12 protein-coding genes are annotated in these 13,546 nt (G+C 45.0%); 9 read left to right on the top strand and 3 right to left on the bottom strand.

The annotated features are described in order from the left end of the window. Positions 1 to 61: 61 nt before the first annotated feature. Positions 62 to 1,942, top strand: coding sequence for a DNA topoisomerase IV subunit B (gene parE, locus L1D11_RS01945; RefSeq protein ID WP_239831611.1), 1,881 nt, complete (start codon positions 62 to 64; stop codon positions 1,940 to 1,942). A gap of 3 nt (positions 1,943 to 1,945) precedes the next feature. Then, positions 1,946 to 4,204: a DNA topoisomerase IV subunit A gene (gene parC / locus L1D11_RS01940; RefSeq protein ID WP_239831610.1), complete on the top strand. Its 2,259-nt coding sequence runs from the start codon at positions 1,946 to 1,948 to the stop codon at positions 4,202 to 4,204. A gap of 115 nt (positions 4,205 to 4,319) precedes the next feature. On the opposite strand, the gene degS is transcribed toward parC, so the two are convergent. The 3 genes from degS to zapG form a co-directional block, all read right to left on the bottom strand. After that, positions 4,320 to 5,384, bottom strand: coding sequence for an outer membrane-stress sensor serine endopeptidase DegS (gene degS, locus L1D11_RS01935; protein WP_239831609.1), 1,065 nt, complete (start codon positions 5,382 to 5,384; stop codon positions 4,320 to 4,322). A 160-nt stretch (positions 5,385 to 5,544) separates the two neighbouring features. Continuing rightward, positions 5,545 to 6,900: a DegQ family serine endoprotease gene (locus tag L1D11_RS01930; protein WP_239831608.1), complete on the bottom strand. Its 1,356-nt coding sequence runs from the start codon at positions 6,898 to 6,900 to the stop codon at positions 5,545 to 5,547. Positions 6,901 to 7,026: 126 nt separating this feature from the next. Beyond that, positions 7,027 to 7,482 (bottom strand): Z-ring associated protein ZapG, encoded by a 456-nt coding sequence (gene zapG, locus L1D11_RS01925; protein ID WP_239831607.1) that lies wholly within the window; start codon positions 7,480 to 7,482, stop codon positions 7,027 to 7,029. Positions 7,483 to 7,701: 219 nt separating this feature from the next. Here zapG and zapE point away from each other — a divergent pair, with 219 nt between their 5' ends. From zapE to sspA, 7 genes are all read left to right on the top strand, one after another. Beyond that, entirely contained in the window at positions 7,702 to 8,805 is a 1,104-nt protein-coding gene (zapE, locus tag L1D11_RS01920) for a cell division protein ZapE (protein WP_239831606.1), read from the top strand. Positions 8,806 to 9,052: 247 nt separating this feature from the next. Further along, positions 9,053 to 9,481: a 50S ribosomal protein L13 gene (gene rplM, locus L1D11_RS01915; protein WP_004740759.1), complete on the top strand. Its 429-nt coding sequence runs from the start codon at positions 9,053 to 9,055 to the stop codon at positions 9,479 to 9,481. Between the two features lie 15 nt (positions 9,482 to 9,496). Continuing rightward, positions 9,497 to 9,889 carry a 30S ribosomal protein S9 gene (gene rpsI / locus L1D11_RS01910; protein WP_004740758.1) on the top strand — a complete coding sequence of 131 codons (393 nt, stop codon included), beginning with the start codon at positions 9,497 to 9,499 and terminating at the stop codon, positions 9,887 to 9,889. A gap of 331 nt (positions 9,890 to 10,220) precedes the next feature. Continuing rightward, positions 10,221 to 10,811: a ubiquinol-cytochrome c reductase iron-sulfur subunit gene (gene petA / locus L1D11_RS01905; RefSeq protein WP_004740757.1), complete on the top strand. Its 591-nt coding sequence runs from the start codon at positions 10,221 to 10,223 to the stop codon at positions 10,809 to 10,811. Continuing rightward, on the top strand, positions 10,811 to 12,076 hold the full coding sequence (locus tag L1D11_RS01900; protein ID WP_004740756.1) for a cytochrome bc complex cytochrome b subunit: 1,266 nt from the start codon (positions 10,811 to 10,813) through the stop codon (positions 12,074 to 12,076). The genes petA and L1D11_RS01900 overlap by 1 nt, the downstream gene beginning before the upstream one ends. Beyond that, positions 12,073 to 12,810 (top strand): cytochrome c1, encoded by a 738-nt coding sequence (locus L1D11_RS01895; RefSeq protein WP_239831605.1) that lies wholly within the window; start codon positions 12,073 to 12,075, stop codon positions 12,808 to 12,810. Before L1D11_RS01900 ends, L1D11_RS01895 begins: the two co-directional genes overlap by 4 nt. A gap of 97 nt (positions 12,811 to 12,907) precedes the next feature. Then, positions 12,908 to 13,543 carry a stringent starvation protein SspA gene (sspA, locus tag L1D11_RS01890; RefSeq protein WP_009848943.1) on the top strand — a complete coding sequence of 212 codons (636 nt, stop codon included), beginning with the start codon at positions 12,908 to 12,910 and terminating at the stop codon, positions 13,541 to 13,543. Positions 13,544 to 13,546 lie beyond the last annotated feature (3 nt).

Below are 13,546 nucleotides of genomic sequence, written 5' to 3'. Positions count from 1 at the left end.
TCTGCTTTAGTGAAACTGGAGCCAGCGAACTGACGCAAACTTTTTGAGTAAACTCCGTATTATGACTGAACAATATAATGCAAAAGACCTCGAGGTACTTGAAGGTCTCGACCCTGTGCGACACCGCCCAGGTATGTATACCGAGACAGAAAGGCCGAACCACCTTGCCCAAGAAGTCATTGATAACTCGGTTGATGAAGCTCTAGCGGGACACGCTAAGAAAATCAAAGTTGTGCTTCATGTTGACCAATCATTAGAAGTTACCGATGATGGCCGTGGTATGCCTGTCGATATCCACCCAGAGAAAGGTATCTCAGGTGTTGAGCTGATCCTAACCAAGCTCCACTCTGGTGGTAAGTTCTCGAACAACAACTACAAGTTTTCTGGTGGTTTGCACGGTGTAGGTATCTCGGTAGTAAACGCCCTGTCTAAGCGTGTTGAGGTTACGGTTCGCCGTGAAGGTCAAGTTCATGAAATCGCTCTAGAGCATGGTAAAGCGGTTACTGAACTGACGGTTACAGGCACTTGTGGTCATCGCAACAGTGGTACATCAGTACACTTCTGGCCTGACCCTAAATACTTCGATAGCTCTAAGTTTTCAACGCTTCGCCTAATCAACAATTTACGTGCGAAAGCGGTACTTTGCCCGGGGTTAGAAATCACCTTTAGCGACAAAGTGAACAATGAAGAACACAAATGGTTCTATGAAGATGGTCTAAAAGACTATCTTGCTGAAGGCGTGAAAGGTTACACCCTGTTGCCTGAAGAGCCTTATGTCGGTGAATTCGTTGCTGAAACGGAAATGGCGAACTGGGCGATCATCTGGCAGCCAGAAGGCGGTGATATGATCACCGAGAGCTACGTGAACTTAGTACCAACTAAGCAAGGTGGTACACACGTAAACGGTCTTCGCCAAGGTCTGCTTGATGCAATGCGTGAGTTCTGTGAGTTCCGTAATCTTCTCCCTCGTGGCGTTAAGTTGACGGGTGATGACATCTTTGACCGTTGTTCTTACGTTCTATCTGTGAAGATGCAAGATCCGCAGTTTGCTGGTCAAACAAAAGAACGCTTGTCTTCGCGTCAGACCGCTGCGTTTGTGTCTGGTGTGGTAAAAGATGCCTTTAGCCTGTGGTTGAACGAAAAACCACAACTGGCAGAACAGTTGGCAGAAGCTTGTATTGCGAATGCTCACCGCCGTATGCGCGCAAGCAAAAAGGTTGTGCGTAAGAAAATCGCCTCAGGCCCAGCATTGCCGGGTAAGCTAACGGACTGTTCGGTTCAAGATTTAAGCCGTACCGAAATCTTCTTCGTGGAAGGGGACTCGGCGGGTGGTTCTGCTAAACAAGCTCGTGATCGTGAGTTCCAAGCAGTTATGCCACTTCGCGGTAAGATCCTAAATACATGGGAAGTGTCAGCAGACCAAGTATTGGCTTCGCAAGAAGTGCATGACATCTCGGTAGCTCTGGGTATCGACCCAGACAACGATGATTTATCAGGCCTGCGTTACGGTAAGATCTGTATCCTTGCCGATGCGGACTCGGATGGTCTTCATATCGCGACACTGTTATGTGCATTGTTTACTCGCCATTTCCATGCATTGGTTGAAGCGGGTCATATCTATGTGGCAATGCCTCCTTTGTATCGTATCGATTGCGGTAAAGAAGTGTTCTACGCACTTGATGACGCAGAGAAAGACGGTGTGCTTGAGCGACTATCGCAGAAGAAAGCCAAAATCAACGTGCAACGATTCAAAGGTCTGGGTGAAATGAACCCACTTCAGTTGCGTGAAACCACCATGGATCCAAACACTCGTCGCCTTGTTCAGTTAACGATTGATGACAGCGAAGCGACCAACGAGATGATGGACATGCTGCTTGGTAAGAAACGTGCAGATGATCGCCGTACATGGCTACAGACTAACGGTGATATGGCCGAGGTATAATGGATGTCTAACGAAATTACATATGATGGCGTTGAACAGTTGCCAATGCGCAAGTTCACCGAAGATGCCTACTTAAATTACTCAATGTACGTGATCATGGATCGTGCATTGCCGTATATCGGTGATGGCTTGAAGCCAGTACAGCGTCGTATTATCTATGCGATGTCTGAGCTGGGCTTATCGGCTGCATCAAAATACAAAAAATCAGCACGTACTGTTGGTGACGTATTAGGTAAGTATCACCCACACGGTGATTCTGCTTGTTACGAAGCGATGGTATTAATGGCGCAGCCTTTCTCTTACCGTTACCCACTGGTAGATGGTCAAGGTAACTGGGGTGCTCCGGATGACCCGAAATCGTTCGCTGCAATGCGTTATACCGAAGCGAAACTGTCTAAATTCGCGGAAGTTCTTCTAGGTGAATTAGGTCAAGGTACAGTTGATTGGCAACCAAACTTTGATGGCACGATGAAAGAGCCACAAATGTTGCCTGCTCGTCTTCCTCATATTTTGTTGAACGGTATTACTGGTATCGCGGTAGGTATGGCGACCGATATTCCGCCACACAATGTGCGTGAAGTAGCGAATGCAGCGATTCATTTGATTGATACGCCAAAAGCTGAACTTCCAGATGTGATGGGTTTCATTCAAGGGCCTGATTACCCGACAGAAGCTGAAATTATTTCGCCGAAGTCGGACATCGAAAAAATCTACCGTACAGGCCGCGGCAGCATCAAGATGCGCGCGGTATGGCATAAGGAAGGCTCTGATATTGTTATCACGGCTTTACCTCATCAAGTGTCAGGTGCGAAGTTACTTGAGCAAATTGCGAACCAGATGCGAGCTAAGAAGCTGCCAATGGTTGACGACTTGCGTGATGAATCAGATCACGAAAATCCAACGCGTATCGTCGTGGTTCCTCGTTCAAACCGTATCGACTGTGACCAACTGATGAGTCATTTATTCGCGTCGACGGATCTTGAGAAAAACTTCCGCGTTAACTTGAACATGATTGGTTTAGATAACCGTCCTCAAGTTAAAGGCTTAGTTCAAACCCTGAAAGAGTGGATTGAGTTCCGCCGCACGACCGTTCGCCGTCGTTTGCAGTACCGTTTAGATAAAGTACTGGCACGTTTGCACATCTTAGAAGGCTTACTTGCCGCTTATCTAAATATTGATGAAGTGATTGAAATCATTAGAACAGAAGACGAACCATGTCCTGTTTTGATGAATCGTTTCAACATTTCTGAAATTCAAGCCAATGCGATTCTCGATATTAAACTTCGTAACTTAGCTAAGTTAGAAGAGTTTAAGATTCGAGCTGAGCAAGAAGAGCTTGAAGCTGAACGTGAGAAGCTTGAAAAGCTACTAGGTTCAGAGCGTCGCTTGAATACGCTGATCAAAAAAGAAATCCAAGCCGATGCAGATAAATACGGCGATGATCGTCGTTCACCGTTGATTGAACGTGCTGAAGCAAAAGCGTTGACTGAGCGTGATTTGGTTCCAAGTGAGCCAATCACTGTCGTGCTTTCTGAGAAAGGTTGGATTCGTCATGCGAAAGGGCATGAGGTTGACGCTGAAGGCTTGAACTACAAATCGGGTGATAAATTCCTAGCGAGTGCTAAAGGTAAGAGTAATCAACAAGCGGTGTTCCTTGGCAGTGATGGCCGAAGCTACTCTCTTGAGTCTCATTCGCTACCATCTGCACGAAGTCAAGGTGAACCAATTACTGGTCGCTTGAACATCAGCGCGGGCACTTCTATTCGCCAAGTGGTGATGGGAGAAGATGAACAGCTATGGCTAGTTGGCTCTGATGCGGGTTACGGCTTTGTTTGTAAGGGTAGCGATCTGCTGTCTAAGAACAAGAGCGGTAAAGCTCTGGTTAACCTACCGCAATCTTCAGAAGTGATGGCGCCTAGTCCGATTGCTGATTTGGAAAGTAACCAGATTCTAGCGATTACCAACCAAGGCCGCATGTTGTTATTCCCAATTAAAGACCTACCTCAATTGAGCAAAGGTAAGGGTAACAAGATCATCAACATCCCTTCTGCTAAAGCCAAAGAGCGTGAAGAGTTTGTATCGCACTTGATGGCTATACCTGAGAATGCAACGCTGACTATCTACGCGGGCAAACGTAAGCTTGGCTTGAAACCGGCTGACCTTGAAAACTTCCGTGGTGAACGTGGTCGTCGTGGTGGCTTACTGCCGAGAGGCCTACAACGTGTGACTCGCATTGATATCGAAGAGCCAAGTGAATCGTAAAGACTCTTGATATCCTCTTCGGATAAAAGAAAACCCAGCCTGATATCTGGGTTTTTTATTTGTTTATTAGTAATTTACATCGAGTAGTTTGAATGTCTTAGTTACGGATTTTGCTCTACAGGCGAGTATCTTCAGCAATCGTCACTTTAAGGGTCTTGTTTTCACCTTGGCGCAAGATGCCGACATCGATCACTGTACCCGGGCGTAGATCGGTAACGATATCCATCACGCTCTGGCGACCATTTACTCGATTATCGTTGATGCTGACAATAATATCTTGAGCTTCAAAACCTGCATCCGCAGCTGGACCATTTGGATCGATACCCAACACAACAATTCCACCGATATTCTTTGTACCCAACATGCGAGAAGTGACAGAGTTAATATCTTGCCCGTCGATACCGATATAACCACGAATTACACGACCATCAGCGATAATCTTTTCCATGATTTTATTGGCAAGTGGGTAGGGGATAGCAAATGAAATACCGTAGGTTTCCATGTCGGTCGCTTGTTGGAAAGAGGCAGTGTTGATCCCGACTAGCTCACCCTGAGAGTTCACCAGAGCACCACCGGAGTTACCTTCATTGATCGCGGCATCGGTTTGGATAAAGGCTTGGTGGCCGTCTAGGCTAATCGAAGAGCGCCCTGTCGCGGAAATGATGCCAAAGGTAGTGGTTTGACCTAGGTTGTATGGGTTACCGATAGCCAGTACCACATCGCCAACATTGGCTTTGTAGTTCGGGTTGAGTGGAATCACCGGTAGGTTATCGCCGCTGACTCTGAGTATCGCGATATCGGTGCGCTTATCTGAGCCCACTAATTGTGCTGCAGCCACTCGGCCGTCTTGAAGTGCTACAACAATTTGGTCTGCCTGAGCTACAACGTGGAAGTTGGTAATAATATAGCCCTTCTCGCTAATAATAACCCCAGAACCTAAGCCTTGAGTCAGTAGCTTGTTACGATCATCTTCTGCGTATTTACGGCTATAAATATTCACCACAGCAGGCGCAGCACGGCGTACCGCTTTATTAAATGAAATCTGAAGAGAGCCAATATTATCGACTTTAGGGCTAGTCACATCTGCAACAATGGCTGGCCTTAAGCTAGGAAAGGCAAGAAGAATCAGCGCCGCTGAAACGAGTCCAAGGGAAATAGAACGAAATAGAAAAGCCAGCATGTTTCCCTCTTCGACAGGTAAGGTATTGAGCCTCCACGCATGGGTGACTAGTTTGAGTTACTTGTGAAGCATAGCATTTTGATTCAGCTAAATAAAAGAGAGACTGAGTAAGTTTAAAGCAAACTTACAAAGTCTCCCTGTGTTTGTATTGACGAACTCGCTATCGAATTACGAGGTAGATGGTTCTATCGCCTCGCTGGATATTGAGCGCTAAGACGCCTGGTTGTTTTTCAACAATCGCTCTGAACTCAGCGAGGTTCTTAACGGGCTGACGGTTCACTTCGATGATAATGTCGTCTTTTAGAAGTTGATAAGCTTCTGCCGGAGAACCTTGAGCAACGCTTGATACTTTCACGCCTGTTGTAGTGTCATTGCTAGTGGTGTTGGTAAGCTCGGCACCAGTTAGCCCTTCATGCAGCTTCTCGGCTTTGGTTTTACTACTGGTTGACTCACCAAGCGTGACATCGAAGGTTTTATTCTTACCATCGCGAACCACACCTAACTCGATCTCTTTACCCGCCCCGAGCGTTGCGACTTTCGCTCTTAATTCGCTGAAGGTATCGATACGCTTACCATTAATAGAGACGATAATGTCACCCGCTTTTAATCCAGCATCATCGGCGGCACTGTCTGGCACGACTTGGCTAACGAAGGCGCCTTTACTGGACTCATAACCTAATGCCTCTGCAAGCTCTGAGGTGATCTCGCCACCTTGAACGCCAAGCATGCCACGTTTTACTTCACCGAAATCGAGAATCTGTTCTGTCAGGTTTTTCATCATGTTGGATGGGATTGCAAAGCCGATACCGACATTACCTCCGTTGGGGCCAAGAATGGCTGTGTTGATACCAATCAGTTCACCGTTTAGGTTCACTAGCGCGCCACCTGAGTTACCGCTGTTGATAGCGGCATCGGTTTGAATGAAGTTCTCAAAGTTCTCGAGGTTGAGGCCGCTTCGGCCAAGTGCAGAAACGATGCCAGATGTTACGGTCTGGCCAAGTCCAAATGGGTTACCAATCGCGACGCTGAAGTCACCAACTCTCAACTTGTCGGAATCTGCGAGTTTTATTTGAGTCAGGTTCTTGGCCTTTTCTAATTTTAATAGGGCAATATCGGACATCTGGTCACCGCCGATAAGCTCAGCATCGTATTCACGACCGTCATGAAGTCTTACTTTGATATCATCGGCACCATCAATTACATGGTAGTTGGTGACGATATGCCCTTTCTTGGCGTCAATGACCACGCCTGAGCCTAAACCGCGAAATGGACGCTCACGTGTTTGCTCTGGGCCAAAAAAGAATTGGAATTGTTCAGGGATTTGCTGACGTTGTACCTGTTTGCCTTCAACGGCGATACTAACCACAGCGGGGGTCACTTGTTCAAGCATAGGCGCAAGGCTTGGTAATTGCTCATTACCCACACTTAATGGCAGCGCGGCGGATGCTTGAATGGGGGTGATGATTGAACTTAAGCTTAAAGTCAGTACAGATAAAGCAAGCAAAGGTTTTTTCATCATAAACTCCTATCTAGTTAAGGTCTTACCCCTCTCATTACGTCTAATACGCATAAGAAGTTTTAAATGACCTAAGTGAAAGTTATGACTCAGGTCATTTGTAAAGTTCACAGAAGTGCTAAATATTTATGATGCTTTTGCAGTGACTACATCAGGAGCATCAATGATTTCTTTCTTCTGCGCGGTAAATAAACCAGTCGCACCATTCGCGTAATCTTTAGGCTGCTCTTCCAGGGCCGTTTCTTTGTTTGCCGACTTTTCTTGTGGCTTCTCTGAATGAGCAGCTGCTGTCTTCACAAACGGATTGTCTTGCTCTGGCAGGTTAGGGATTAGCTCCGAGCTGGTTTTTTCCATGTGTTGGTACAGTTCTGTGTAGTCTTTACCTAAGGTGTCCAACATCTCTGCTGATTTCGCAAAGTGATCAGCCAGCTCTTGTCGCTGCTGTTCAAGGGCAAACTTTGCGCTATCCAATTCTTTCTGTACGTTTTTTTGCTTCTTGTATTCAGGTGTCATGAGACGAGAAATAGCGACCCCTAGAATAACTCCGACTAGTAAACCGGTAATGGCATACATCCAAGGCATAACAGCTCCTTATTATTGTTTTTTAACATGTTTGTTACTGCTTAGTTACACGTGTTACAGCTCCATGGTACTATGAGAAAGCCGCAGTATAAAGAGAAATGCGTGTGCGCTACATAGCAGTTTAATGCTGTATTATTCGCCGTATAATGTCGTGTTTCTTACTGTTTGAGCTTAATTTTATTCGCTGTCTGATATCACTTTCATTGTGGAAATGTCGTCATGAATCCCGTCAAAAAATACGAACAAGATATAAAAGAACAAGGATTTCAAAGAGATCCATCACAAGAGCAAGCCGTAAAATCTTTAGATGAACTTTTTCATCAATTCCAAGATTACGTAAATACTCCCATTCCTCAATTGACTCGATTCCAGAAACTATTGGGCAAAAAGCCAGAACTGCCACAACCACCGAAAGGTCTTTATTTCTGGGGGGGCGTAGGGCGTGGTAAAACATATTTAATGGATACGTTCTACGATGCCTTACCGACCACTAAAAAAATGCGTGTTCACTTTCACCGCTTTATGTATCGAGTTCATGATGAACTAAAAGCGTTAGGTAATGTTAGCGATCCATTGCCTTTAGTGGCAGACAAGTTGAAGGGAGAAGCGGACATTATCTGTTTCGACGAATTCTTTGTTTCAGACATCACCGATGCGATGATCCTAGGAACTTTGTTCCAAGAGTTGTTCGCACGAAACGTTATCTTGGTTGCGACCTCAAATATTCCTCCTGCAGACCTATATCGTAATGGTCTGCAACGTGCGCGTTTTTTACCTGCGATCAAGCTGATTCAATACAACTGCCATATTCTTAATGTGGACAGCGGCATTGATTATCGTCTGCGCACCTTAGAGCAGGCCGAGATATACCACTATCCACTCGATAGCCAAGCGAACATCAATCTTGAAAAGTACTACAACCAACTGGTTGGGGAAGATAAAGAGAGACTTAAGCAGCTTGAGGTTAATCACCGTCAATTAGATGTAGTCGAAGCGAGTGATGGTGTGCTGCATGGTACTTTTTCTCAGCTTTGTCAGTCGGCCCGAAGCCAGAATGATTACATTGAACTGTCTCGCGTTTACCACACGGTTCTCTTGGCTGATGTTCTGCAAATGGGCGCGACTTCTGATGACGCCGCAAGACGTTTTATTGCATTAGTGGACGAGTTCTATGAGCGCAATGTAAAGCTGATTATTTCTGCGGAAGTAGAGCTAGAAAACTTATATACCCACGGCCAGCTAGATTTTGAATTTAAACGTTGTCAGTCGCGTTTAATTGAAATGCAGAGCCATGAATATTTAGCAAAAGAGCACTTGAGTTAGATAGGATTATCTCGATTGAGAAGTAGAAATAAAAAAATCGTGATTTTGTTCAAAAAGAGGTGATTTTTTCTTCGCTCTTCTCTATAATCCTGCGACCTACCGTTACTGCGGGCCTCTAACGATGAGTTAAATCACGTTATGCCAAGAGTTTTCCAACACTCGAAGGGGTGATGAATGGTGACTCTTAGACAGTGGGAATACGCGAGTATTCCTTAAGTGTAAATTTTTTAAATAGGTAATTATTAGCATGAAAACTTTCGTTGCTAAACCAGAAACTGTAAAACGCGACTGGTATGTTGTAGACGCTGAAGGTAAAACTCTTGGTCGTCTAGCAAGTGAAATCGCTTCTCGCCTTCGTGGTAAGCACAAAGCAGAATACACTCCTCACGTAGACACTGGTGATTACATCATCGTTGTTAACGCTGAGAAAGTTGCTGTAACTGGTAACAAAGCTAAGGGTAAGGTTTACTACCGTCACTCTGAGTTCCCAGGTGGTCTTAAGTCTATCACTTTCGAAAAGCTGATCGACAAGAAGCCAGAAATGGTTCTAGAACTAGCTGTTAAAGGTATGCTTCCACGTGGTCCTCTAGGCCGCGCTATGTACCGTAAGCTAAAAGTATACGCTGGTGCTGAGCACAACCATGTTGCTCAACAACCACAAGTACTAGACATCTAATTGGGGATTATGAAAATGGCAGAGAATCAATACTACGGCACTGGTCGTCGCAAAAGCTCAGCAGCTCGTGTTTTCATCAAACCAGGTTCTGGTGAGATCGTAATCAACAAGCGTAGCCTTGATGTTTACTTCGGTCGTCCAACTTCTCGCATGGTTGTTAAGCAACCTCTTGAGCTAGTTGAACTAACTGAGAAACTTGACCTTTACATCACTGTTTCTGGTGGTGGTATTTCTGGTCAAGCTGGCGCAATCCGCCACGGTATCACTCGCGCTCTTATGGAGTACGATGAAACTCTACGTCCTGCTCTACGTGCAGCTGGCTACGTTACTCGTGACGCTCGTTGCGTTGAACGTAAGAAAGTTGGTCTACGTAAAGCACGTCGTAAACCTCAATTCTCTAAGCGTTAATTTTTCTTTACGAAAAAGCACACGCTCCCAGTTTTATTACTGGAATTGTGGTTCAAAGCTCGGCTATATGCCGGGCTTTTTGTTTTTATCCCCTCCGCTAAACGCTTTTCCCCTCTCGTTTTATTTCCAAATTCTTGTATTTTGAAAGCTTTTGTAACTCAATGTGCGCCTTGCCTCATGATTGTTACAAAAAGGTAGCTTTATCTTGTCAAAAAGTAGGGTTTTATTTATCATTTGCCGTCAATAAATAGAACTAAATACATATTTTGTTAGCCATGCTCCTTAATCGGAATAATTTCAATCCACAAGGAGCAAATGGGAGAATGTTTGGATGAGCAACGCGCCTTTAAATAACGGTCGCAGGCGTTTCTTAACCGCAACAACAGCCGTTGTTGGTGGTTTGGGAGCTGCTGCTGTAGCCGTGCCTTTTATTAAATCATGGAATCCGAGTGCCAAGGCGAAAGCTGCGGGTGCACCGGTGGAAGTGGAAGTCAGCAAGTTAGAACCGGGACAAATGGTTCGTGTCGAGTGGCAAGGTAAACCTGTATGGGTTGTACGCCGTGCTGAGTCGGTACTAGAAAACCTAAAATCTATCGGTGGTCAACTTCGTGATCCTCAATCTGAAGCTGAGCAACAACCAGAATACGCACAGAACGAATTCCGTTCAATTAAGCCGGAATTCTTCGTTGCTGTTGGTTTCTGTACGCACTTAGGTTGTTCTCCGACTTACCTACCTGATTCTTTCGCAGAACAAGTACAAGGTGTTAAGTCTGGTTTCTTCTGTCCATGTCATGGTTCGAAATTTGATATGGCTGGTCGAGTATTCCAAGGTGTACCTGCACCATTGAACCTTGTTGTGCCAAAGCATATGTATTTAAGCGACACTAAGATCCTGATCGGTATTGACGAGGGAGATGCATAATGCAAGGACTACTAGACTGGGTAGAAAAACGTATACCCGCGATGAATGCTTATAAAAAGCACTTATCTGAATACCCAATGCCTAAGAACTTTAACTTTTGGTACCTTTTCGGTTCTTTGGCAATGTTGGTATTGGTTAACCAAATCCTTACAGGTATTTGGCTAACAATGAACTATGTGCCGTCTGGTGAGGGTGCGTTTGCTTCTGTTGAATACATCATGCGTGATGTGGAATACGGTTGGTTACTGCGTTACATGCACTCGACAGGTGCTTCGGCATTCTTCGTTGTTATCTACCTGCACATGTTCCGTGGTCTAATCTACGGTTCTTACCAAAAACCTCGAGAGCTACTTTGGATCTTCGGTATGTTGATCTTCTTGGTGCTTATGGCTGAGGCTTTCATGGGTTACCTACTACCATGGGGACAAATGTCTTACTGGGGTGCTCAGGTAATCATTTCTCTGTTTGGTGCGATCCCTGTTATTGGTGATGACCTAACGCTTTGGATCCGTGGTGACTACATTATCTCTGGTGCAACGCTGAACCGTTTCTTCGCACTGCACGTTATCGCTCTACCAATTGTACTTCTACTGCTTATCGTACTTCACGTACTAGCACTGCACGAAGTGGGTTCGAATAACCCTGACGGTATCGAAACTAAGCTTCCTAAAGGCACAATGGGTGACGATTACAAAACTCAGTTCCCATTCCACAAGGATTACACTAAGAAATACGACATTATCGACTCTATTCCTTTCCACCCGTACGGGACTGTGAAAGATATGGTAGGTGTTGCTGGTTTCCTATTCTTGTTTTGTTATGTGCTGTTCTTTAACCCAGAAATGGGTGGATACTTCCTTGAGCCACCTAACTTTGAAGCTGCAAACCCGCTGAAAACACCTGAGCATATCGCTCCAGTTTGGTACTTCACGCCGTTTTACGCAATCCTACGTGCTGTTCCTGATAAGCTGTTAGGTGTAGTCGCAATGGGCGCATCAATTGTTGTGTTATTCCTACTGCCATGGTTTGACCGTTGTAAGGTTCGTTCTTACCGATACCGTAGCAAACTGCATTTGATTAACATCATCCAATTCACAATAAGCTTTATTGCGCTTGGTGTACTTGGTGCGCTCCCTGCGACGCCAACATACACGCTACTAGCTCAAATTTTTAGCTTAGGTTACTTCATGTTCTTCGTTCTACTCTGGTTCTATAGTAAAAATGAAGCGACGAAACCATTACCAGAAAGGGTGACATTCAAATGAAAAAGTGGATTGTAATTTTATTTGCTATGTTGCCAGCATTGGCGATGGCAGCGGGTGCAAACGTACCATTAGATAAAGCGAACAATGATTTAACAGACAAAGCTTCATTGCAAAATGGCGCTAAGATGTTCATGAACTACTGTTTCGCTTGTCACTCAACGCAGTACCAGCGCTATGAACGTGTTGCGAATGATTTAGAGATCCCTGTTGATCTAATGAAGGAAAATCTGATTTTTGACCCAGAGGCGAAAATTGGTAGCTTGATGGTTAACGCTATGCCTTCTGAGCAAGCGGCAAGTTGGTTTGGTGCTCCGCCACCTGACCTAACTTTGGTTGCTCGTGTTCGTGGCGCAGATTGGCTATACACGTACCTTCGTACCTTCTATGAAGATCCATCTCGTCCGTTTGGCGTGAACAACATTGTTTTCCCTAGTGTTGGTATGCCGCACGTTCTTGAAGAGCTGCAAGGTATCCCAACACCAATCTATGATACGCATATGGTAGATGGCGAGGAAGTGACGGTTGTTGTTAGTACTGAAACTGACGGCTCTGGCGAATTAAGTGCTGGTGAATACGACGAAGCGGTTCGTGATCTTGTTAACTTTTTGGTTTACTCGGGCGACCCAGTTCAACTTGAGCGTCATGCTATGGGGTGGTGGGTAATGGCTTTCTTAGTTATCTTCACTATCATCGTGATTTTGCTGAAGAAAGAGTATTGGCGTGATGTGCACTAATTGTGCTATAATACCGTGCTAATTCCCAAATTATGTTAATGTTCAATGGAGGCTTTAGGCCTCCATTGTTTTTATTTAAAGTGTACTGGAGGGCTCCATGGCTGTAGCTGCCAATAAACGTTCTGTAATGACTCTTTTCTCAAGTGCTTCTGATATGTATAGCCATCAGGTGCGCATCGTTCTTGCTGAAAAAGGCGTAAGTGTTGAAGTTGAGTTGGTTGATGAAAAAAATCTACCAGCAGAGCTTGTTGAACTGAACCCATACAAATCAGTACCAACTCTTGTTGATCGTGAGCTTGCTTTATATGACTCAAAGATCATCATGGAATACCTAGATGAGCGTTTTCCTCACCCACCGTTGATGCCTGTATACCCGGTTGCTCGTGGTAACAGCCGTCTAATGATGTATCGCATTGAGCGGAACTGGTATTCAGTTGCAGAGAAGATCGTTAAAGGCAACGCTGAAGAATCTGAAGCAGCTCGCGTTAAACTGCGCAACGACCTACTAACTCTTGCTCCTATCTTCGCTGAGTATGAATACTTTATGAGCGAAGAGTTTAGCCTAATTGATTGTTACTTAGCCCCGCTACTATGGCGTTTACCTGAGCTTGGTATTGAACTAATTGGTCCTGGTTCTAAAGAGCTTAAGATTTACATGAACCGTGTATTCGAACGTGATTCATTCCTAGCTTCTTTAACTGAAGCTGAGCGTGAGATGCGACTCGTTCGCTAAGCG

Source organism: Vibrio sp. Isolate32 (genome assembly GCF_022397955.1).
Taxonomy (GTDB): domain Bacteria; phylum Pseudomonadota; class Gammaproteobacteria; order Enterobacterales; family Vibrionaceae; genus Vibrio.
The sequence above is the reverse complement of the archived record's forward strand: the minus strand, read 5'-3'. Positions and strand labels throughout refer to the sequence as shown.